Annotated in this window: 21 protein-coding genes; 8 read left to right on the forward strand and 13 right to left on the reverse strand. The window is 68.3% G+C overall.

Going from position 1 to position 20,214, the window contains the following annotated elements; all coding sequences use genetic code 11:
- Positions 1–6 precede the first annotated feature (6 nt).
- The 7 genes from P6144_RS07670 to P6144_RS07700 all read right to left on the reverse strand — a co-directional run bounded on the left by P6144_RS07670 (position 7) and on the right by P6144_RS07700 (position 8,525).
- Positions 7–348 carry a hypothetical protein gene (locus P6144_RS07670; protein WP_277767143.1) on the reverse strand — a complete coding sequence of 114 codons (342 nt, stop codon included), beginning with the start codon at positions 346–348 and terminating at the stop codon, positions 7–9.
- A 108-nt stretch (positions 349–456) separates the two neighbouring features.
- Complete coding sequence (gene ftsH / locus P6144_RS07675; RefSeq protein ID WP_277767144.1) at positions 457–2,418, reverse strand: ATP-dependent zinc metalloprotease FtsH; 1,962 nt, start codon at positions 2,416–2,418, stop codon at positions 457–459.
- Between the two features lie 67 nt (positions 2,419–2,485).
- Entirely contained in the window at positions 2,486–3,484 is a 999-nt protein-coding gene (tilS, locus tag P6144_RS07680; protein WP_277767145.1) for a tRNA lysidine(34) synthetase TilS, read from the reverse strand.
- On the reverse strand, positions 3,462–4,442 hold the full coding sequence (locus P6144_RS07685; RefSeq protein ID WP_277767146.1) for a hypothetical protein: 981 nt from the start codon (positions 4,440–4,442) through the stop codon (positions 3,462–3,464). The genes tilS and P6144_RS07685 overlap by 23 nt, the downstream gene beginning before the upstream one ends.
- Before the next feature lie 80 nt (positions 4,443–4,522).
- Positions 4,523–5,452, reverse strand: a complete 930-nt coding sequence (locus P6144_RS07690; protein WP_277767147.1) for a helix-turn-helix domain-containing protein — start codon at positions 5,450–5,452, stop codon at positions 4,523–4,525.
- 109 nt (positions 5,453–5,561) lie between these two features.
- A complete protein-coding gene (gene ptsP / locus P6144_RS07695) occupies positions 5,562–7,841 on the reverse strand; it encodes a phosphoenolpyruvate--protein phosphotransferase (RefSeq protein WP_277767148.1) in 2,280 nt (759 codons plus the stop codon).
- 66 nt (positions 7,842–7,907) lie between these two features.
- Complete coding sequence (locus P6144_RS07700) at positions 7,908–8,525, reverse strand: hypothetical protein (RefSeq protein ID WP_277767149.1); 618 nt, start codon at positions 8,523–8,525, stop codon at positions 7,908–7,910.
- 206 nt (positions 8,526–8,731) lie between these two features.
- On the opposite strand from P6144_RS07700, the gene P6144_RS07705 reads away from it, so the two are divergent.
- On the forward strand, positions 8,732–9,073 hold the full coding sequence (locus tag P6144_RS07705) for a PadR family transcriptional regulator (protein ID WP_277767150.1): 342 nt from the start codon (positions 8,732–8,734) through the stop codon (positions 9,071–9,073).
- Positions 9,073–10,029 (forward strand): hypothetical protein, encoded by a 957-nt coding sequence (locus P6144_RS07710; protein WP_277767151.1) that lies wholly within the window; start codon positions 9,073–9,075, stop codon positions 10,027–10,029. The genes P6144_RS07705 and P6144_RS07710 overlap by 1 nt, the downstream gene beginning before the upstream one ends.
- Before the next feature lie 4 nt (positions 10,030–10,033).
- Here P6144_RS07710 and P6144_RS07715 read toward each other — a convergent pair whose 3' ends face one another.
- Together P6144_RS07715 and P6144_RS07720 are read right to left on the reverse strand one after the other, a co-directional pair.
- Entirely contained in the window at positions 10,034–11,065 is a 1,032-nt protein-coding gene (locus tag P6144_RS07715; RefSeq protein ID WP_277767152.1) for a nitronate monooxygenase, read from the reverse strand.
- 48 nt (positions 11,066–11,113) lie between these two features.
- Positions 11,114–11,902: a hypothetical protein gene (locus P6144_RS07720; protein ID WP_277767153.1), complete on the reverse strand. Its 789-nt coding sequence runs from the start codon at positions 11,900–11,902 to the stop codon at positions 11,114–11,116.
- A gap of 125 nt (positions 11,903–12,027) precedes the next feature.
- Between P6144_RS07720 and P6144_RS07725 the strand changes: the two genes are divergently transcribed.
- Positions 12,028–13,185, forward strand: a complete 1,158-nt coding sequence (locus P6144_RS07725) for an aspartyl/asparaginyl beta-hydroxylase domain-containing protein (RefSeq protein ID WP_277767154.1) — start codon at positions 12,028–12,030, stop codon at positions 13,183–13,185.
- 2 nt (positions 13,186–13,187) lie between these two features.
- On the opposite strand, the gene P6144_RS07730 is transcribed toward P6144_RS07725, so the two are convergent.
- The gene (locus tag P6144_RS07730; protein WP_277767155.1) at positions 13,188–14,468 is read right to left on the reverse strand and encodes an aspartate kinase; all 1,281 of its coding nucleotides are present in this window, start codon (positions 14,466–14,468) and stop codon (positions 13,188–13,190) included.
- Positions 14,469–14,552: 84 nt separating this feature from the next.
- Here P6144_RS07730 and ubiG point away from each other — a divergent pair, with 84 nt between their 5' ends.
- Positions 14,553–15,284, forward strand: coding sequence for a bifunctional 2-polyprenyl-6-hydroxyphenol methylase/3-demethylubiquinol 3-O-methyltransferase UbiG (gene ubiG / locus P6144_RS07735; protein WP_277767156.1), 732 nt, complete (start codon positions 14,553–14,555; stop codon positions 15,282–15,284).
- A gap of 121 nt (positions 15,285–15,405) precedes the next feature.
- Here ubiG and P6144_RS07740 read toward each other — a convergent pair whose 3' ends face one another.
- The 3 genes from P6144_RS07740 to P6144_RS07750 all read right to left on the reverse strand — a co-directional run bounded on the left by P6144_RS07740 (position 15,406) and on the right by P6144_RS07750 (position 16,816).
- Positions 15,406–15,981 (reverse strand): hypothetical protein, encoded by a 576-nt coding sequence (locus P6144_RS07740; RefSeq protein WP_277767157.1) that lies wholly within the window; start codon positions 15,979–15,981, stop codon positions 15,406–15,408.
- Positions 15,982–16,058: 77 nt separating this feature from the next.
- Entirely contained in the window at positions 16,059–16,430 is a 372-nt protein-coding gene (locus tag P6144_RS07745) for a tRNA-binding protein (protein ID WP_277767158.1), read from the reverse strand.
- 38 nt (positions 16,431–16,468) lie between these two features.
- On the reverse strand, positions 16,469–16,816 hold the full coding sequence (locus P6144_RS07750; RefSeq protein WP_277767159.1) for a GFA family protein: 348 nt from the start codon (positions 16,814–16,816) through the stop codon (positions 16,469–16,471).
- 84 nt (positions 16,817–16,900) lie between these two features.
- Between P6144_RS07750 and P6144_RS07755 the strand changes: the two genes are divergently transcribed.
- The 4 genes from P6144_RS07755 to P6144_RS07770 all read left to right on the forward strand — a co-directional run bounded on the left by P6144_RS07755 (position 16,901) and on the right by P6144_RS07770 (position 20,156).
- Entirely contained in the window at positions 16,901–17,587 is a 687-nt protein-coding gene (locus tag P6144_RS07755; protein WP_277767160.1) for an endonuclease III, read from the forward strand.
- Positions 17,588–17,617: 30 nt separating this feature from the next.
- Entirely contained in the window at positions 17,618–18,319 is a 702-nt protein-coding gene (gene ung, locus P6144_RS07760) for a uracil-DNA glycosylase (RefSeq protein ID WP_277767161.1), read from the forward strand.
- Positions 18,320–18,386: 67 nt separating this feature from the next.
- The gene (locus P6144_RS07765) at positions 18,387–19,817 is read left to right on the forward strand and encodes a S41 family peptidase (RefSeq protein ID WP_277767162.1); all 1,431 of its coding nucleotides are present in this window, start codon (positions 18,387–18,389) and stop codon (positions 19,815–19,817) included.
- A gap of 111 nt (positions 19,818–19,928) precedes the next feature.
- A complete protein-coding gene (locus P6144_RS07770) occupies positions 19,929–20,156 on the forward strand; it encodes a DUF2061 domain-containing protein (protein WP_277767163.1) in 228 nt (75 codons plus the stop codon).
- Positions 20,157–20,214 lie beyond the last annotated feature (58 nt).

Below are 20,214 nucleotides of genomic sequence, written 5' to 3' on the forward strand. Positions count from 1 at the left end.
CGAGGATCAGGCGCAGGGGAAGCGCTTGTTCAGATAATCGGCCATCGCATCGCGGAACGGGCGCGCCCGCGCCTCGGCGGGCATGGCACGAAGCACCGGCACGATCTCCTCGGTCCGGAAATTGACCGAGCTGCCCTTGACCGGGCAGGCACGGGGCGGGCGCCCGGCGGCGGCATCGGCATCGAGCCCCGCCTTCCAATCGACGATGCTCCGCGCGAACGCCTCGGCGAGGATGCGCGTATCGGGATCGACCCGCGCCATTTCCTTGAGGCTCTCCACCCGTGCCCAGCGATCGAGGAATCCGCCGAGCGTGATCGCCGGCGCGGGCTGCACGGAAGTCTGCTGCACGAGTGCGAGTGCCAGGAGCGCCACTGGATTCCACATGCGAAAAGCCCTTCCCCGGATGGTCCGGAGAAGGGCTAATCGATTGCCGTGTCGGCGGCGTTTCCGCCGGCGTCAGGCGCCCTGGGGCGTCGGCTGGCCGAACGGGCCCTTGGGCTTGCGGATCTTGGGGATCGAGGTTCCCGCGACCGAGACCGGCCGCGCAGTCGCGCCCGGATCCTCGCGGCCGAGATCCTCGCCGGCGATCAGCCGCTTGATCTCCTCGCCGGTCAGCGTCTCATATTCGAGCAGCGCCTGGGCGATGGTGTGGAGCTGATCGATATGATCGGTGAGCAGCTGGCGGGCGCGGGCGAGGCCGCGCTCGACGAACGCCTTCACTTCGCTGTCGATCAGCCGCGCGGTCTCGTCCGACATCGGCTTGGAGCGCGCGATCGAATAGCCGTAGCTCTCGTCGCTCTCGGAGAAGTCGAGCGGGCCTACATTGTCCGACAAGCCCCATTTCGTGACCATCGCGCGGGCGAGGCGGGTCGCCTGCATGATGTCGTTAGAGGCACCCGACGAGACCTTGTCATAGCCGAAGATCAGCTCTTCCGCGATGCGGCCGCCGAACGCCACGGCAATATCGGCATGCATCTTGTCGCGGTGATACGAATAGCTGTCGCGCTCCGGCAGCGGCTGAACCATGCCGAGTGCAAAGCCGCGCGGGATGATCGTCGCCTTGTGGATCGGATCGGCGGTCGGCTCGTGCGCGAAGACCAGGGCGTGGCCGGCTTCGTGATAGGCGGTCATCCGCTTCTCGTCGTCGGTCATCACCATCGAGCGACGCTCGGCGCCCATCAGCACCTTGTCGCGTGCGTCGTCGAATTCCTGCGCCGCGACCAGCCGCTTGCCGCGGCGCGCCGCCAGCAGCGCGGCTTCATTGACGAGGTTGGCGAGATCGGCGCCCGAGAAGCCCGGCGTGCCGCGCGCGATCACCCGCGGCTCGACGTCGGGCGCCAGCGGCACCTTCTTCATATGAACCTGGAGGATCTTCACGCGGCCTTCGATGTCCGGACGCGGCACCTGGACCTGGCGGTCGAAGCGGCCCGGGCGCAGCAGCGCGGGATCGAGCACGTCGGGGCGGTTGGTCGCCGCGATGATGATGATGCCTTCGTTGGCTTCGAAGCCGTCCATCTCGACGAGCAGCTGGTTGAGCGTCTGCTCGCGCTCGTCATTTTGGTTGCCGAGGCCGGCGCCGCGCGAGCGGCCGACCGCGTCGATCTCGTCGATGAAGACGATGCAGGGTGCCGACTTCTTGGCCTGCTCGAACATGTCGCGCACGCGGCTGGCGCCGACGCCGACGAACATCTCGACGAAGTCCGAGCCCGAAATGGTGAAGAAGGGCACGCCCGCCTCGCCTGCGATCGCGCGGGCGAGCAGCGTCTTGCCGGTACCCGGCGAGCCGACCAGCAGCGCGCCCTTGGGGATCTTGCCGCCGAGGCGGGCGAACTTGGTCGGGTCGCGCAGGAACTCGACGATCTCCTGCAGCTCCTCACGCGCTTCGTCGATGCCGGCGACGTCGTCGAAGGTGACCTTGCCTTCCTTCTGGGTGAGCAGGCGCGCGCGCGACTTGCCGAAGCCCATCGCGCCCGAGCCCGAGCCCTTCTGCATCTGGCGGATCACGAAGAAGGCGATGCCGAGCATCAGCAGGAACGGCAGCGACTGGTAGAGCAGGTAGATCCAGATGTTCGGACCCTCTTCCGCCCGCGCCGAGACCTTGACGTTCTTGGCGAGCAGCGTCTCGATCATCTTGGGATCTTCGGGCGCGTTGGTGCGGAACTTGCCGCCGCTCGACAGCTCGCCGCTGACCACGCCGGTGGTGCGCGAGATGTTGACCGACTTCACCTCGCCATTGTTCACCTTGGCGATGAAATCGGAATAGGCGACGGCATCGCCGGGCGCCGCGGCGTTGCGATTGTCGAAGATCGTGACGAACAGCGCGAGCGCCGCCAGGATGCCCACCCAGATCAACAGGCTCTTCATCCAGGGGTTCCCCCCATTCTCCGGACCCTGTTGCTGCTTGTCGTTGTCGCTCATGCGGAATCGGTACCTTTCACGCCCCAAGATAGGCACGGCCAAGTTAATGGCAATGGAACAGCGTCGATCAGTGTGATCGACGCGGCGGCGCCAGTTCGAAACGCCAGATAGCGGCTTTGGTTCGCCCGATCACTTCCGCAATCGTACCGGTGCCGCCGGCATCGAGCTGGGCGAGCAGCGGATCGAGCCCGGTCTCGCGCCAATCGGGCGACAGCCCGTGCGCAGCGCGGACCGCGGCGACGGCGCGCTCGAGCAAGCGGCGACGCAATTCGCGCGGCAGGCCGGCGGGATCGAGGGTGAGGACATCGCCCTCCTGCACCGCCCGCGCCGCCCATTCGCGCGCTTCGGCCCAGGCCAGCGCCGCTTCGGCATCGCGCAGGTTGCGCGCGGCGGCGGCGAGGCGATCGGGCGGCAGGTCGCCGGCATCGGCGAGCAGCGCGCGGATGCGGGCGCGATCGAAGCGCGGATCCTGGTTGGAGGGGTCGCGGACCGGGGCGATGCCCGCCGCCTCGACCAGCGCCTGCAGCGCGGCACGGCTCCAGCCGAGCAGCGGGCGGATCAGCAGCGCCTCGCCGAGCGGCCGCGCGGCGGCCATCGCGGCGAGCCCGCCGACCCCTGCCCCGCGCCGGGCCCGCATCAGGAAGGTCTCGGCGACATCGTCCTGCTGGTGCGCGGTGGCGATCCAGCCGGCCCGTCCCCGCGCCCAATCGGCGAGCAGCGCATAGCGCAGCGCCCGCGCGCCCTGCTGGAGATTGCCCTCGGCCGGCACCGTGCCGGCAAGCGTATCGTGATGGATGTCGAGCTGGTTGCACAGCCGGCGGACCAGCGCCGCCTCCTCCGCCGCTTCCGGGCGCAGACCGTGATCGACGGTGGCGGCGACCACCGCGCCGGGAAAGGCGGCATGGGCGAGAAGGAGCAGCGCAAGGCTGTCCGGCCCGCCCGACACCGCGAGCCCCAGCGGCTGCGCGCCCGGCGCGACGCCGGTCAACGCCAGCACGTCATGCCGGAAGCGCTCGACCGTCTCCGGATCGAGCGTCAGCCGGTCACTTGCACTTCTGGCTTGCACGTCCCTCGGCCACCCCGGCCTTCATGTCGGCGGAGAGCTTGTCGCCATAGAGCTGGTCGAGCTCGGTATAGACCTTGCACACCTCGGTCGCCGGCTTCTTCAGCTTGATGAGCGCCTGCGCCAGATAATAGAGGCTGTCGGGCGCGCGCTCGCCCTTAGGGTTCTTCTTGTAGTTCTCGTAGAAGGCGACCGCCGCCAGGCTGGGGGCGCCGCTGTCGAGATAGGCGCGGCCGAGCAGGTTCTGCGCATAGCTGGCGCGGCGATGCGTCGGGTATTTGGTCGCCACCGCCTCGAGCTCGCGGCGCGCTTCGGGATAGAGCTTGGCCGACCACAGGCGGAAGCCATAGGTATAGCCGTCCTCTGCCGGATCGCCGGTGGCGGGCTTCTCGATCGCTGCGAGCTGCTGGGCGCGGGTGCCGGTCGCCGGCGCCGCCGGCTTCGGCGTGGAAGCGGCGGGCGTGCTGTTGCCCGGGGCCGGGATCGAGGGACGGGTCGAGGCCGGCGGGCGGATCGCAGCACCGGCGGTGTCGGCAGGCACCGTGGTGTCCTCGCCACCGAGCGCGGCGGTTGCGGTCGCCTTGTCCTCCAGCGCCTTGATGCGCGCATCGGCGCCGCGCTTATAGGCAGCGAAGGCATCCTCGAGCTGGCGCAGGCGATACTGACCCTGCTCGACCTGGCCGGTGAGCGTGCGCTGCTGCTCCTCGAGCGCGGTCACGCGGTTGGTCAGGTCCGAAATCGGCGAGCTGGACGGCGAGCCGGGGATGCTGGTGTTGGTCTCGGGCGTGATCTGCGGCTCGACCGTCTGGCCGGCGCCGCCCGGGAACACCTTGCGCTGCACCGCGCGCATCTCGCGCTCGAGCCGGTCGACCCGGCCGCCGAGCGCGGAATCCTGGGCCTGGGCAGTGCCGGCGGCACCGAACACGACGGCCATGGCCGTGGCAGCGAGAAGAAAACGCATAAATCACACCCCCCGGTGCAGGTCAGACATGGGAACTAGAGGCCTAGCTATAGCCGCGCTCTGCGGGGCCTAGCCAGCCCTTACGGCGCGGTGTTGCCAGTGCTCGTCGCAACCGGATCGGCCGGCGTCGGCGTCGCCACGGAAAGGCTGGCGCCGGCCCGCGGCGCCGGGCGAGGCGCGGCGCTGGTCGCGACCGGCGTCGACGTCGCGGAGGGCGTGGCGCCGGGCTGGCCGCGGCCGCGCAGTGCCTCGGCGCTCATCTCGACATCGACGGTGGTGCCGGCGCGGCCGAGCGGATCGATGTTCGAGCCGTTGAGCGTCACCTGGATCTTCTCGGGCCCGCCGGTGCGGATGCGCGGATGATCGGCATCCCCGGGCACGTCGTAGCGCTCGCCCGGGGCCAGCTCCTTCTCGACCAGCTTGGTGCCCTTGGCATCGGTGACGCGGATCCAGACCGTGTCGAGCGCGATCAGCGAGACCTGGCCACCGGCGGCCGGCACGGCGACGGCACTGTTGGCCATCGTGCCGTTGTCGGCCAGGTTCTCGACGGGCTGCTCCTCGCTCGCCAGCGTCTCGGGCGCCGGTGCGCTGCCACGGAACAGGTCGGTGCCGTAATAGAGGACACCACCGACGACCAGCACCAGCGCAAGCAGCACGCCGAAGATCGCCAGGCCGCGCGGCGGCACGCGGGCCGGATCGCTGGTCTCATAGGCGGGCACCGGCGCGGCGCGCTCGGGGTTGCGATGCAGCTCGGCACGCAGGTCGCGGGCGATCGCGACCTCGTCCGCCCCCACTGCCCGGGCATAGGCCTTGGCGAAGCCCAGCGCATAGGTGATCGAGGGGAGGCCCGCATAGTTGCCCTTCTCGATCGCTTCGAGATGACGCTGCGGAATCCGGGTGCGCGACGCGATTTCGGGAAGGTCCAGCCCTTGTGCCTCCCGCGCGGCACGCAGCTTCTCGCCGACGGTGGCGGGAAACAGGTTCGGGTCTTCGGCGGCTTCGCCTTCCATCCATACTCTCCGTAGCGGAAGGGTTGCGCCCGGAACTCCCGCCACGCCTGAAGCTGTCGTTCACCAAGCCGCGCCTGTCAACGCTGCCTAGGGGTATTTTGCCCGCAGATCAGGCCAGTTCGACGGAATGTTCGCTGGCCCAGGCTTCCAGCTGGGCGCGCAGCGAGCGCTGGGGATCGGCGAGCATGCCGCCCATCGCCGCCACCAGCTTGCCGCGATCGAGCGAGCGGACCATCGCCTTGATCGGCCCGACCGCGGCCGGGGTGATCGACAGGCGATCGATGCCGAGCCCGATCAGCGCCAGCGCTTCGAGCGGCCGCCCGCCCATCTCGCCGCACACGCCCACCGGCACGCCGGCCGCCGCGCACTGATCCGACACGCGCTTGAGGAAGCGCAGGATCGAGGGACTGAGCCAGTCGTAGCGCAGCGCCAGCTTGGGATGGGCGCGATCGGCGGCGAACAGGAACTGGGTGAGGTCGTTGGTGCCGATCGAAAGGAAATCGAGCCGGGGCAGCAGCAGATCGAGCACTTCCGCCAAAGCGGGTACTTCGAGCATCGCGCCGTAGCGGATCTCGGTCGGCATCTTGCGCCCGCGCGCGGCAAGCCAGGTGCGCTGTGCCTCGAACAGGTCGCGTGCGGCATCGAATTCCCAGGGCTCGGAGACCATCGGGAACATGATGTTGAGCGGCCGGCCGGCCCCGGCCTCGATCAGCGCGCGCGCCTGCGCCTTCATCAGGCCATCGCGATCGAGCGCGAGGCGGAGCGCCCGCCAGCCCATCGCGGGATTCTCTTCCTCGCCGTCCTCGTCATGGTTGAGATAGGGCAGCGCCTTGTCGCCGCCGATATCGACGGTGCGGAAGGTGACCGGCCGGTCGCCCGCTGCCTCCAGCACATCCTTGTAGAGCCGCTTCTGCGCCTCGCGCTGCGGCAGCGTTGCGGAAACGAGGAACTGGAATTCGGTGCGGAACAGGCCGATGCCGTCGGCGCCGGTGAGATCGAGCGCGGCCATGTCGTCGCGCAGCCCGGCATTGATCATCACCGCGACGCGGTGGCCATCCGCGGTCACCGGCGCGACTCCGCGCATCTGGGCGAAGGCAGCGCGGCGCTTCTGGCTGAGCGCGAGCTTGGCCTCGAACGCCTCGAGCATCGCCTGGGTGGGGCGGACGAACAGGCTCTCCTCGCCCGTATCGAGCAGGAGCATGTCGCCTTCGGCGATCATCTGGCGGATGTTGCGGACGCGCCCGAGCACCGGCACGCCCATGGCGCGTGCGACGATGGTGACGTGCGCGGTGAGCGAGCCTTCCTCGAGGATCACCCCCTTCAACCGGCGGCGATCATATTCGAGCAGCTCGGCCGGGCCGAGATTCTTGGCGATCAGGATCGAATCCTGGCGCAGCCCCATCTGCGCCGCGGTGCCGAGCTGGCCGGAGACGATGCGGAGCAGCCGGTTCGCCAGATCCTCCAGGTCGTGCATCCGGTCGCGCAGTAGCGGATCGTCGATCTCGCGCATGCGCTGGCGGGTGCGTTGCTGCACGCGTTCGATCGCCGCCTCGGCGGTCAGGCCGGAATCGATCGCCTCGTTGATGCGGCGCGACCAGCCTTCGTCATAGGCGAACATCTTGTAGGTCGCGAGGATCTCGTCCTGCTCGCTGCCGCCGCCGAACTCGGCCTGGCTGGCCATCCGGTCGATCTGCTCGCGCATCTTGTCGAATGCGGCATAGACGCGGTGCCGTTCCGCCTCGGTATCTTCGGCGACGGTATGCTCGATCGTGATGCGCGGCTGGTGGAAGACCGCGACGCCGGCGGCCATGCCGTCGACCAGCTTGAAGCCGTGCCCGAGCTCGGGCGCGGTCGACTGGAGCCGGGTGGAGCCGCCGCCGCTCGCCGGATCGATCAGATCGGCATTGGCGATCAGTTCGCTGAGCACCATCGCCACCGTCTGCAGCGCCTCGATCTCCTCGCTGGCATAGCGCCGGGATTCGGCATGCTGCACGGCGAGCACGCCCACCGCGCGCTCGCGCCGGATGATCGGCACGCCGGCAAAGCTGTGGAACGCCTCTTCCCCCGTTTCCGGGCGATAGGCGAAGGCCGGGTGCATCTCGGCCTCGTCGAGGTTCAGCGTCTCGACATTCTGCGCGATCGTGCCGACCAGACCCTCGCCGAGCGCGAGCTTGGTGACGTGCACGGCTTCCTGCGACAGGCCGCGTGTGGCGAACAGCTCGAGCAGCCCCTCGCGCAGCAGATAGATCGAGCAGACTTCGCTGGTCAGCGCCTCGCCGATGATGTTGACCACCGAATTGAGCTTCGACTGCGCAGGATTGCGCGACGCCATCACGTCGTGAAGACGCGTCAGGATCTCACGGGCCGAGGCAGCGGCGGAAACGGGCATGGGCCCGCGCTAACAGATTGTGTTCGCCCGCGCCATTACGCAGGCGAACACTTTATCCGTGCGGGCTCAGCGCCGGGCGAGACGGCCCTGCCAAGCGCGATCGGCGACCTTCCACGCTTCATAGTCGCGGTAGAAGTCGGTGAACGGCGCCTCGAGCCGCGGCAGCGCATCGGCGGCAAAGGCCGCAAACTGATCGGGGCTGACCCGGCGCGCCTCGGCCAGCACGTCGCGCGCGACGCGGCAGAAGCTGGTCTGCGCCGGCGGCTGGGCGAAGAAATTATAGACGCGGGTCATGTCGCGATCGTGCCGCGAATCCCAGCCGGCGCCGTAGCGCGTGCGATACTGCGCCTTCACTGCGAAATCGGCGGCGGCGAGCGACGCCTTGTGGCGGCTGAGCAGCGCGTTGTAGGCCGCGACCGTCTCGCGCTCCGCTTCGTCGCGGCAGCCGAGCGCGGCGACGTTGAGCGCGGCGCGGACATGCCAGGCGGTCTGCTCGCGCGAGATGCCGCGGTTGACGGTCATGTAGCCGCCGTCGCCGCCATGCGCCGGAATCAGCTGGTTCGGCGTCGAACCGGCCGGCGGCAGCGGCCGCGCATCTTCGTTGGCATAGCTGTACTGGGCCTGCGCAGGAACGGCGCACAGGCAGGCGAAGAGCGCCGCGGCGCTCCGGAACTTGGTCTTCATTGGTGAAACCCCCCGGTCTCTAATCCCCTGCTGCCAGCTTGGGCGAGCGCGCTGAATCGCCTCTCAATAATCCATATGAATCAGGCGTTTACCGCCTCGATTCGTCGCATATTGCAATCGTTTGCGTAACGATGGCCGCAGCGCTTGCAGGGCGTTATACTGTGTGCTACATAGTATGCGTCATACACGATGTGAGGCATAGGAAAGTGCCAATCGAGGAAGATCTTTTCGAGAAGCTCCGCGTGGAGCTGCGGCGCGGGTCGCTGGTGCTGGCGGTGCTCGGGGCGCTGCGCGAGGAGCGCTACGGCTACACGCTGCGCACCAGCCTGGAGGAAGCGGGGCTGCCGATCGACGAAGGCGCGCTCTACCCGCTGCTGCGCCGGCTCGAGGCGCAGGGGCTGCTGACCAGCGAATGGCGCGAAGAGGCCAAGCGCAACAAGCGCTTCTACCGGCTGACCCCGGTTGGGCTCGATGTGCTCGGCCAGCTGCTCGCCGAGTGGAACGCGATTTCGGAATCGATTCTCCGCCTGACGCAGGGAGACAAGTGATGGACCTGATCGAACGCTATCTCGGCGCGGTGCGCTGGAACCTGCCCGCCGCCAAGGCGGACGACATCGTCGCCGAGCTGGCCGACCTGATCGCCGCGCGGATCGAGGATCGCGAGGAGATGCTCGGCCGCCCGCTCGACCGGACGGAAGTGAGCCAGGTCCTGCGCGAGTTCGGCCATCCCTTCGCGGTGGCGGGCCAGTATCACGGCCAGCGCGCGCTGATCGGAGCGGAGGTGTTCCCCTTCTACTGGTTCGCGCTCAAGGTGGTGCTGGCGATCGTCGCGGTGATCGAACTGGTCCAGATGGGTGGCGCGATCGTCGTGCACGGCGATTTCGCCCATGCCGTCACCCATGGCATCCACGGCCTGCTCCAGTCGCTGCTCTACAATGCCGCGCTGGTTACGCTCGCCTTCGCAGTGATCGAGCGGACCGGGCTGCTCGACACCTATCTCGCCAAATGGCGGCCCGAGGAGCTGCCCGACCTCGGCAAGCTGCGGCTCGATCTGCCGCCGCGCAAGCGCTGGGAGCCGGTGTTCGAGATCGGCTTCGGCATCGCCTTCCTGATCTGGTGGGCGGGCGGCTTCACCATCCCGTTCGTGCCGCAGGATGCCGATGTGCGCATCACCGGCGCGCAGGTGTGGGCCGGGCTCTACTGGCCGGTGGTGCTGCTGGTCTGGGCGCGGATCGCACTGAGCCTGATCGGCTTCCTGCGCCCCAGCTGGAAGCCGGTGCGCGCGGCGCTGATCCTGGCCTGCACCGCGGGCACGCTGTGGATCGCCAAGGTGCTGCACGAGGCCGGGCAGATCGTCACCGTGGTCGGCACCGACACCGCCCGCGCGGCGCGCATCCAGGAGAGCCTCGACAAGAGCCTGGAGATCGCAGTGATCGTGATCGCCGCGGTGACTGCCTTCCAGTGCGCGAAGGAGCTGTACCAGCTCTATCGCGAGAAGCGCTGAGCCGTCAGGCGGCGCGCTTCTCCAGCGCGTGCGCCGCCTCGGCCATCAGCGTGGCGATGATGTCGGCGACCGGCTCTTCCTTCGAGACCATGCCGACCGACTGGCCAGCCATCACGCTGCCATGCTCGACATCGCCGTCGATCACTGCGCGACGCAGCGCCCCGGCCCAGTAATGCTCAATCTGGAGCTGGGCCTCGGCCATCTCGACCTTGCCCTCGTCGAGCAGCTGGGCGACTTCGCGCTGCTTGGCGGTGAACAGCTCGCCGCCGGCATTCTTGAGCGCGCGGACGGGGATGACCGGCAGCCGCGGATCGATCTGGACGCTGGCAATGGCATCGCGCGCCGAAGCGCGGATGAAGGCCTTTTTGAAGTTCGCATGCGCGATGCTCTCCGTCGCGCAGACGAAGCGGGTGCCAAGCTGGACACCGGCGGCGCCCATGTCGAGATAGCCGGCGATCGCCTGACCCTTGCCGATGCCGCCGGCGACGAACACCGGCACCTGCTCGGCGACTTCGGGGAGGATTTCCTGCGCGAGCACGCTGGTCGAGACCGGGCCGATATGGCCGCCGGCTTCCATGCCCTCGACCACCAGCGCGTCGACCCCCGAGCGGATCAGCTTCTTGGCTAGGCTGAGCGCGGGCGCGAAGCAGATCAGCTTGGCGCCGTTTGCCTTGATCGCATCGAGCGAGCCCGCCGGGGGCAGGCCGCCTGCGAGCACGACATGGCCGACGCCGTGCTTGTTGCAGACCTCGATCAGCTCGAAGAGCTGCGGGTGCATGGTGATCAGGTTGACGCCGAAGGGCTTGGCCGTGAGCGCCCTGGTGCCCGCAATCTCCTTGTCGAGCAGCTCGGGCGTCATCGCGCCGCAGGCGATCACGCCGAAGCCGCCGGCATTGGAAATGGCCGCAACCAGGTTGCGTTCGGAAACCCAGGACATGGCGCCGCCGAGGATGGCGACCTGGCTGCCCAGGAATTCGCAGCCACGGGCCATGCGGCGGGCCAGGCGCTCGGCGCCGACGGAAGATGCATTGGTCATCCCCCCGCCTAGCCCCGCAAGCCGCTGCCCGGCAAGCTCTTGCACGCGCTAGCTCCCGACGAACCGGCCCTCCTCGTAATAATCGATGCGGATCTTCACCCACGCGCCGACCATATATTTGTGGTTGAGGCGCGGTGGATGGACCAGGAACTGAAACGCAGCCTGGCGAACCGTGCCCGCGAACCGCGTGCCTGGCGTCTCGCCCAGCTCGTAACAATCTTCCACGCGGTTGCGCGCCACGGTGCGGCACGCGATCAGGCCATAACCCGGATAGCGCGCCCGGCTCCGATCGAGATAGGTGTTCAGCTCGGTATTGGTCGGCTGGCGCACCCATTCAGCGGCATAGAGCGTCTCGCCGTGGCGCCCCCTGCCTACTGCGGGCGTATCACCCGCGCCGCCGCCCCCGCCGGCATCGGCGACTTCATCGTCGGCGCTATCGGTGTCCGGCGCGCGCGAGGGCATCCTGGCGATATCGCCCTGCTGATAATCGTTGCGGCTGAGCTTGAGGAAGTTCGGCGGCCCGACGGGTGCCGGCGTCTGCATCGGCAGCGGAACCGGCGGAGGCGGAGGCTGGGTCCGCGCCTGTGCTGTCTGCGCGCGCGCGGCCTTTTTCTGCCGCTTCTCGGCCGGCTTCTTGTCCGGGCTGTCCTCGCCCTTCGACGCCTCGATCCCGAACACATTGGTGCGCTCGCCCAGCTTCCTGCCCGGCATCGGCGGCGCAAGGAAGAAGAGCAGCAGGGCGAGCAGCAGCTCGATGACGAGCGCAAGCACCAGCGCCGCGCCGCGCCTGCGCAGCAGCCCCGAATCAGCGAAGAGACGGGTGCGCAGCCACATCATCACGAATATCCGGGAACCATAGCCGCGCGGCGGCAGCGCGACCGAAATGGGGCAGCATCGCGCCGCATGTTTCGCCAGGTTGCAGCCATCTGGACGCCCACGCCCCTTTTTGTAAGCTGCCCGCGATGCAGCTCAACAACGAAGAGGCGATCGCGCTCGTTCGCCAGGGGATGGATTCCTATCGCGCCGGCCGCCCGGCCGAGGCGCGTGCGCTGCTCGAGCGCGTGACCGCCACCGGCCGCGCCAATGCCCAGATCTGGATGATGCTCGCCATGGCCTGCCGCGCCGATCCGGCAAGCGACGACGCGGCGGAGGAGGCGGCACTCAACCAGCTGCTCGCGCTCGAGCCGCGCGCGGTGCGCGGGCATATCCTCAAGGCCGATTGCCGCGCCCGCGCCGGCGACCGCAAGGCCGCGCTCGATTTCTACACCAGCGCGCTGCGCCTGGCCGAGGGCGAGACCGTGCCCGACGATCTGCGCAGCGAACTGCAGCGCGCCGCGAACGCGCTGGCCGGCGCCCGTGACGATGCAGCGGCGGAGCGCGAGGCGACGCTGGCGGCGCGCGGCTTCCCCGAGGATACGCGCAGCCCGCGCTTCCGGGAATCGCTGGAGATAATGGCGGGGCGCAAGCAGATCTATCCGCAGGCGCCGACCGGCTATTATTTCCCGGGGCTGGCACCGATCCAGTTCTTCGACACCAGCCGGTTCGACTGGGTGCCGGCGATCGAGGCCGCAACGGGCGCGATCCTGGAAGAGCTGAACGGGTTGCTCGCCGAAGGGCTGGCGGGCTTCCGCCCCTATATCCAGTCCGACCCCAACCGCCCGCGGCTCGACGACAACGCCCTGCTCGACAGCGCCGAATGGAGCACGCGCTTCCTGTGCGAGAATGGCAGGGTGGATGCCGAGACGGTGGCGCGCTGCCCGCGCAGCTGGGCTGCGGTGCAGTCCGCGCCGCAGCCGCTGATCGCCAACTCGCCGACCGCGATGTTCTCGCTGCTGCGCCCCGGCGCGCGCATCGCGCCGCATACCGGCATGGTCAACACCCGCCTCACCTGCCACTTGCCGCTGGTGGTGCCGCCGGGCTGCGGCTTCCGCGTCGGCAACGAGACCCGCGAATGGGAAGTCGGCAAGCTGCTGATCTTCGACGATTCGATCGAGCATGAGGCGTGGAACGGCAGCGACCGCGACCGGGTAGTGCTGATCTTCGACATCTGGCGCCCCGAGCTCAGCGACCAGGAGCGCCGCGAAGTGGGCGCGCTGCTCGCCGGGCCCGAGGCCGGCTGAGATCAGGCTGCCTCGTCGGTCGCGTCGAGGCCGTAAGCGGTGTGGAGGATGCGGACCGCGAGCTCGGTCTCGTCCTCGTTGATCAGCACGCTGACCTTGATCTCCGACGTGGTGATCGCCTGGATATTGATCCCACGCTCGCCCAGCGTCTTGAACATCGTCGCAGCGACGCCCGCATGGCTGCGCATGCCGACGCCGACCACCGAGATCTTGGCGACGCGGGTGTCCTGGATGAGATCTGCGAAGCCGATCACCGCCTTGGCCTGGTTGAGCGTCTCGATCGAGCGGGCGAGGTCCGCCGCCGGCACGGTGAAGGTCACGTCGGTCGCGCTCGCCGAACCTGCGCTCTGGTGCGCGATGTTCTGGATGATCATGTCGACGTTGATGTTGGCCTCGGCCAGCGGATTGAAGATCGACGCCACCGCGCCGGGCTTGTCCGGCACTGCGGTCAGCGTGATCTTGGCTTCGTTCTTGTCGTGCGCGATGCCGGTGATGAGCTGGCTTTCCACGTCCTGTATCTCCTCTTCGCCCACGATCATCGTTCCGGGCAGCGTGTCCGCCATCGGGGCATTCTCGCCGGTGAACGACGACAGCACCTGAACGCGGACCTGTTCCTTCATCGCCAGGCCCACCGAGCGGGTCTGGAGCACCTTGGCCCCGACGCTGGCGAGCTCGAGCATTTCTTCGTACGTCACCTTCTTGAGCTTGCGGGCCCGGGGGACGATGCGCGGATCGGTGGTATAGACCCCATCCACATCGGTGTAGATGTCGCAGCGATCGGCCTTGACCGCCGCCGCCACCGCCACCGCAGAAGTGTCCGAGCCGCCGCGGCCGAGCGTGGTTACGCGGTTCGAGCCGTCGTTGGTGACGCCCTGGAACCCCGGGATCACCGCGACTTCGCCGCGTGCCCAGCCGGCTTCGAGACCGGCGCTATCGATCTCCTGGATGCGGGCCTTGGCATGCGCGGCATCGGTGTGGATCGCCACCTGCGAGCCGAGCCACGAGCGCGCCGGCACGCCGATCGCCTGGAGCGCCACCGCGAGCAGGCCCGAGGTGATCTGCTCGCCCGCCGATACGACCACGTCATATTCGCGCGGATCGTAGAGCGAGCTTGCCTCGCGGCAGAAATTGACCAGCCGATCGGTCTCGCCGGCCATTGCCGAGACGACCACCGCGACCTGGTTGCCCGCATCATGCTCGCGTTTGACACGCGCGGCGACGTTCCGGATGCGCTCGATGCCTGCCATCGAGGTGCCGCCGAACTTCATCACGATACGCGCCATGGAATGAGCCTGTCTGCTTTTCGGGCCGTTAGTCCCCGCGGGTGCGGGGATGACGATAATGGGGCGCCCTGATAGGAGCGGCTCATGGCAAGCGCAACCAAAGCAACAATTGACCCGCGTGAAGCTGAGCATTTCGGCAAGCTCGCCGCGGACTGGTGGAATCCGAAGGGCTCGTCGGCGATGCTCCACCGGCTCAACCCGGCCCGGCTGGGCTATATCCGCCAGGCGGTGGACGCACATTGGGGCGGCGATTCCGCCAGCTTCAAGCCGCTGGCCGGCAGGACCGCGATCGATGTCGGCTGCGGCGCCGGGCTGCTCGCCGAGCCTCTCGCCCGACTGGGCGCGACGATGACGGCGATCGATGCCGCGCCCGAGAATATCGGTGCCGCCCGCGCCCATGCCGCGGCAGGCGGGCTCGCGATCGACTATATCGCCGGCGGGATCGAGGACCTGCCCGGCCGCTGCTTCGATCTGGTCACCTCGATGGAAGTGATCGAGCACGTCACCGATCCGGCGGCGTTCGTCGGCGCGCTCGCCGGCGCGCTGGCCGAGGGCGGGCTGATGATCCTCTCCACCCCCAACCGCACGCTCGCCTCCCGCCTCGCGATGATCACGCTGGCCGAGGGCACGGGTGCCATCCCCGAGGGCACGCACGACTGGAGCAAGTTCCTCCGCCCCGAGGAGCTGGAGGAATTGCTGGCCGGCGCCGGGCTAAAGGTGATCGACCGCACCGGGCTGGGCTTCTCGCCGGCACGCGGCTTCGTGACCGGGACGAACGAAGTGCTGAATTACCTGGTGACGGTGGTGCGCGCTTGATCGTCATCCCCGCGAAAGCGGGGACCCATCTCGTGCAGATGCGGCACAGGACCACAGCTGTTATCCACGCGGCGCGTCCGGGAGATGGGCCCCCGCTTTCGCGGGGGTGACGACTCCAGCCTTACGGCTTCTGCCCGAAGTTCAGCACCGCCATCGCGCCGATATCGAGCGTCTGCCTGGCGGTGTTGATGTGCAGCGCCGCGGCGAGCTCGCCCTTGGCATAGTCGCGGTCGGCATGGCCGGTGACCTTGTAGAGCTTCCACTCCGGGCCGATCGTCACGCCTTCGCCGAACAGCCTGGTATAGGGTGCGGCGGCAAGCTGGATCTGGGCGGAGGCGATCGTCGCGGTAGTGGCGCCGTCCGCCGGCTTCTCGACCCGGGCGTAAAAGGCGAGCAGCAGCTTGTCGCCCTTCTTCACACCGAGCTGGAGCGGCGAGTTGACTCCCACCGACCAGACATTGCCGCTGCCCGGCGTGTCGATGCGGATCGCCTTGCCGAACTGGACCTTGGCATCCTTGATCGGCGTCGGCTTGGCCCCGCCCGGCAGGCCATAGACCTGGAAGCTGTCGGGGTTCGCATTGTTGAGTATTTCGGGCTCGGCCGCGGGTGCCGTCTGCGCGGTCTGCGCCGCGAGCGGGGCGAACGCCCCTGCCGGCAGCATCACGGCAATGGCGGCGAGCGCCAGTCGCTTGGTCATGATTTCCTCCCCTCGTTATTGGAGGCGAGGCTATGCCCGTGTCCGGGATGTTTCAACGGAAATGTTAGCGCTACCGATCAGAACAGCCGCCCGCCGTTCGGCACCGGTGCCGAAGGGTGGAACAGCACCACCTTGCCGGCTTCGTCGGGAAAGCCGAGCGTCAGCACTTCGGACATGAACTTGCCGATCTGGCGCGGCGGGAAATTGACCACCGCGGCGACCTGGCGCCCGGGCAGGTCTTCCAGCGCATAATGTTCGGTGATCTGCGCCGAGGAGCGCTTCGTGCCGATCACCGGCCCGAAATCGATCACCAACCTGTAGGCCGGCTTGCGCGCCTCGGGGAAAGGCTGCGCCTCGAGGATCGTGCCGACGCGGATGTCGACCGCGAGGAACTGGTCGAAGCCGATCGTCTCGGCAGCGGCGGCGGCGGGATCATGGGAAACGTGCATCCCGCCCCTCTGCCACCGCCGCGCGCGGCGCACCAGCGCTAGCGGCTGGCGCCGTCGTAGAGCTGGACGTGCAGCGCATCGAGATCGATCCCGTCGGCGCAGCGCAGGTTGATCTCCACCATCGGCCCGTTCGGCCCCTGCCCCTCGGCAAAGGGCGCGACGCCGCAATTGCTGCAGAAATGATGCTGGATGACGTGGTGGTTGAACTCATAGGTCGCCACTGCCTCGCGCGGGGTGTGCAGCGTGAACTTGTCCGGCGTGGTGAAATGGTGGAGCGGCGCCTTGCGCCGGCAGATCGAGCAGTTGCACGCCATCGCCTGGCGCGGCGGATCCTCGGCGACGGTATAGGCTATCGCGCCGCAATGGCAGCTTCCGGTGAACGGCATCCAGTCCTCCTGTTTCCTGCTTTTACGAGCCGGCGTCGCGGCGCCACTCTTGCTTATGTTCTCATTTTGTTCTACGCCACCGGCATGCAATCGGGCTTCGGCTTCTACGGGCACGACGACCTTCAGCGCTGGCAGCGCGCGCTGGAACCTATGCGCGCTTTGGCCGGACCGCTACCCCGACGTTCGCCGATCGGCGCGCTGGTCAAGTCGATGATCAGCGGCCGCACCCGCGACCCGGTGTCGCTCGCCGCCTATGACCGGCTGGTCGCGCGCTTCGGCACCCCGGCGCGAGTGCTGGCGGCAGGGCGCGCTGAGGTGCTGCGCTGCATCGACACCGTCACCCATGCCGAGGACAAGGCAGGCTATGTGATCGGCGCGCTCGGCCGGATCGCCCGCGAGCGCGGCGGCTTCGACCTGGGCTTCCTGGGCGCGCTGCCGCTCGACGACGCGCTCGCCTGGCTCGAGCGGCTGCCCGGTGTCGGCCGCAAGGTTGCCGCCGCGACGCTCAACGGCAGCACACTCGACCGGCCGGTGCTGATCGTCGACGGCCATGTGCTGCGCGTGCTCCAGCGGCTGGGCCTCGTCCGCCGTCGCGCCGAAGCCCGCGATGCCAGCGAAGCAGTGACCGCGGCGATGCCCGAATGGCAGGGCCGCGACTTTCTCGACTTCCATATCGGCACCAAGACGCTCGGCCAGAGCTTCTGCCGCGTCGACCGGACCGAATGCGCGCGCTGCCCGCTTCGGACCGATTGCCGTTCGCGGAGCGATTGACAGCGCCGCGCCGCTTTCGGAGAGAAAGCCATGGCCGAGGTGAAACTCCATCCGAGCTGGCTCGAACCGCTCAAGGGCGAGTTCGCCGATCCGTACATGGCGGCGCTGCGCCAGTTCCTCGTCGCCGAGAAGGCGGCGGGCAAGCGCATCTTTCCGGCGGGCAGCGAGTGGTTCCGCGCGCTCGACCTGACCCCGCTCGAGAATGTCCGCGTCGTGATCCTGGGGCAGGATCCCTATCATGGCGAGGGCCAGGCGCACGGCCTGTGCTTCTCGGTCAAGCCAGGCGTGCGCACGCCACCGAGCCTGGTCAACATCTACAAGGAGATGGAAAGCGACCTCGGCATCCCGCCGGCGCGGCACGGCTTCCTCGAGCATTGGGCCGAGCAGGGCGTGCTGCTGCTCAACGCCGTGCTCACCGTGCAGATGGGCATGGCCGCATCGCATCAGGGGCGCGGCTGGGAGCGGTTCACCGACGCAGTGATCCGGCTGGTCAACGCCAGGCCCGAGCCGGTGGTATTCCTGCTCTGGGGCAGCCATGCCCAGAAGAAGGCGGCGTTCGTCGATTCGATCGAGCGCGGCGGCCGCCATCTGGTGCTCAAGTCGCCCCACCCCTCGCCGCTCTCCGCCTATTCGGGCTTTTTCGGGTCGGGCCATTTCTCCAAGGCCAACACCTTTCTCAAGAGCGTCGGCCAGAAGCCGATCGACTGGGCATTGCCGCCGCTTTCGAACTAAACGCCCCGAAAACAAGAGGATGACTCGATCCCCGCCTGAGCATAGGCTGGGCATAAGGAGAGTCCCGATGCGCCGCACGCTGTCTGCCCTGATCGCCCTGTCCCTGGCCGCGTGCAGCGGGGGCGGCGGCAGCGGGAGCGTCGTCGCTGGCGGCGGATCGAGCGGCGGATCGAGCCCGACGCCCACCCCGACCACTGCCGGCTGCACATTGCGCGAGCGCCAGGACTGGGCGGCGGCGCAGCTCAACGAATGGTATCTCTTCCCCGAGACGCTGCCCGCCAGCCTGAGCCCGACCGGCTATGCCGACCTTTCCAGCTATGTCGACGCGCTCACCGCCACCGCGCGCGCGCAGGGCAAGGACCGCTATTTCACCTATGTCACCTCGATCGCCGAGGAGAATGCCTATTACAATTCGGGCGCCAGCGCGGGCTTCGGCTTCCGGCTGTTCCTGAGCGGCAACCGGCTGTTCTCGGCCGAGACCTTCGAAGGCACCAGCGCGCTGACCGCGGGGATCGACCGCGGCACCGAGATCCTGGCGATCGGCACCGACGCATCGACGCTGCGCAACGTCAGCGACATACTGGCGGCCAGCGGCAGCGCCGGGCTGACCGACGCGCTCGGCCCCAACACCGCCGGCACCACCCGCACGCTGCGCGTGACCGACGCCGCCGCCGGCACCCGCGTCGTCACCCTGTCCAAGACCGACTATACGCTCACCCCGGTCTCCGCGCGCTACGGCGCCAGGATCATCGACGATGGCGGCCACCGCGTCGGCTATGTCAATCTGCGCACCTTCATCAACACCGCCGAGACGCCGCTCCGGGATGCATTCGCCAGCTTCAAGGCGGCGGGCGTGACCGAGATCATCATCGACGTGCGCTACAATGGCGGCGGCCTCGTCTCGATCGCCGAGCTGATGGGCAATCTGCTCGGCGCCAACCGCTCCGCCTCCGACGTGTTCGACAAGATGACCTTCCGCTCGAGCAAGGCGTCGAACAACAGCACCGCCTATTTCGCCGCCCAGCCCCAGTCGATCGCGCCGACCCGGATCGCGTTCATCGGCACGTCGAGCACCGCATCGGCGAGCGAGCTCGTCGCCGCGGCGATGCTGCCCTATCTGGGCAACAACCTCGCGCTGGTCGGCGGCAACACCTATGGCAAGCCGGTGGGCCAGATCGCGGTCGACAAGGCCGCCTGCGACGACCGCTTCCGCATCATCGCCTTCGCGCTGCAGAATCGCGACAACCAGGGCGCCTATTATACCGGCCTGGCCAGCCTGATCCCCAATAGCTGCAAGGCCGCGGACGACATCGCCTATCCGCTGGGCGACGCGCGCGAAGCCTCGACCCGCGCCGCGCTCGACTTCATCCAGGGCAAGGCCTGTACCCCGATCACCGCCAGCACCGCCGCCAAGTCTGCCCAGGCGGCGATCGAGCGCGAACCGCTGACCCCGGCCGCGCCGAGCGTGCCGCAGCGCGACGTGCCCGGGCTGTTCTGATTGCGCCTGTTCTGATCGAGCCGATCGATAACTGAGGCCGGGATCGCGCATTGGCGATCGATGCAGGCGATCTCTACCTTCGGGACAATGTTTCCCCGAGGACGAAGTGCCATGTCGCGCGACCTGCTCAAGACCTTCACCTATCTCTCGATCCACCTGACCGTGGGCTTCACCGTCGCCTATGCCTTTACCGGATCGCTGAGCCTGGCCGGCGGCATCGCGCTGATCGAGCCGTGCATCAATGCGGTGGCCTTCTTCTTCCACGAAAAGGCCTGGAAGCGCTTCGATGCGCGCGCCCGCACCGATCGCTTCGTGCGCGACGCCGTGGCGCATGCCTGAACCCTTTTGCGCGGCCGACAGGTAGGCGCGGGCGTTGCGGCTTGCTATCTTCCCCTTC

The organism is Sphingomonas sp. HITSZ_GF (assembly GCF_029543155.1).
Taxonomy (GTDB): domain Bacteria; phylum Pseudomonadota; class Alphaproteobacteria; order Sphingomonadales; family Sphingomonadaceae; genus Sphingomonas.

What these genes read in the sequence shown, in the direction of transcription:
- ftsH (WP_277767144.1), bottom strand. Translation starts at nt 2,418, where the DNA reads ATGAGCGACAACGACAAGCAGCAACAGGGTCCGGAGAATGGGGGGAAC.
- P6144_RS07685 (WP_277767146.1), bottom strand. Translation starts at nt 4,442, where the DNA reads ATGCGTTTTCTTCTCGCTGCCACGGCCATGGCCGTCGTGTTCGGTGCC.
- P6144_RS07690 (WP_277767147.1), bottom strand. Translation starts at nt 5,452, where the DNA reads ATGGAAGGCGAAGCCGCCGAAGACCCGAACCTGTTTCCCGCCACCGTC.
- ptsP (WP_277767148.1), bottom strand. Translation starts at nt 7,841, where the DNA reads ATGCCCGTTTCCGCCGCTGCCTCGGCCCGTGAGATCCTGACGCGTCTT.
- P6144_RS07700 (WP_277767149.1), bottom strand. Translation starts at nt 8,525, where the DNA reads ATGAAGACCAAGTTCCGGAGCGCCGCGGCGCTCTTCGCCTGCCTGTGC.
- P6144_RS07710 (WP_277767151.1), top strand. Translation starts at nt 9,073, where the DNA reads ATGGACCTGATCGAACGCTATCTCGGCGCGGTGCGCTGGAACCTGCCC.
- P6144_RS07715 (WP_277767152.1), bottom strand. Translation starts at nt 11,065, where the DNA reads ATGACCAATGCATCTTCCGTCGGCGCCGAGCGCCTGGCCCGCCGCATG.
- P6144_RS07720 (WP_277767153.1), bottom strand. Translation starts at nt 11,902, where the DNA reads ATGATGTGGCTGCGCACCCGTCTCTTCGCTGATTCGGGGCTGCTGCGC.
- P6144_RS07725 (WP_277767154.1), top strand. Translation starts at nt 12,028, where the DNA reads ATGCAGCTCAACAACGAAGAGGCGATCGCGCTCGTTCGCCAGGGGATG.
- P6144_RS07730 (WP_277767155.1), bottom strand. Translation starts at nt 14,468, where the DNA reads ATGGCGCGTATCGTGATGAAGTTCGGCGGCACCTCGATGGCAGGCATC.
- ubiG (WP_277767156.1), top strand. Translation starts at nt 14,553, where the DNA reads ATGGCAAGCGCAACCAAAGCAACAATTGACCCGCGTGAAGCTGAGCAT.
- P6144_RS07740 (WP_277767157.1), bottom strand. Translation starts at nt 15,981, where the DNA reads ATGACCAAGCGACTGGCGCTCGCCGCCATTGCCGTGATGCTGCCGGCA.
- P6144_RS07745 (WP_277767158.1), bottom strand. Translation starts at nt 16,430, where the DNA reads ATGCACGTTTCCCATGATCCCGCCGCCGCCGCTGCCGAGACGATCGGC.
- P6144_RS07750 (WP_277767159.1), bottom strand. Translation starts at nt 16,816, where the DNA reads ATGCCGTTCACCGGAAGCTGCCATTGCGGCGCGATAGCCTATACCGTC.
- P6144_RS07755 (WP_277767160.1), top strand. Translation starts at nt 16,901, where the DNA reads ATGCAATCGGGCTTCGGCTTCTACGGGCACGACGACCTTCAGCGCTGG.
- ung (WP_277767161.1), top strand. Translation starts at nt 17,618, where the DNA reads ATGGCCGAGGTGAAACTCCATCCGAGCTGGCTCGAACCGCTCAAGGGC.
- P6144_RS07765 (WP_277767162.1), top strand. Translation starts at nt 18,387, where the DNA reads ATGCGCCGCACGCTGTCTGCCCTGATCGCCCTGTCCCTGGCCGCGTGC.
- P6144_RS07770 (WP_277767163.1), top strand. Translation starts at nt 19,929, where the DNA reads ATGTCGCGCGACCTGCTCAAGACCTTCACCTATCTCTCGATCCACCTG.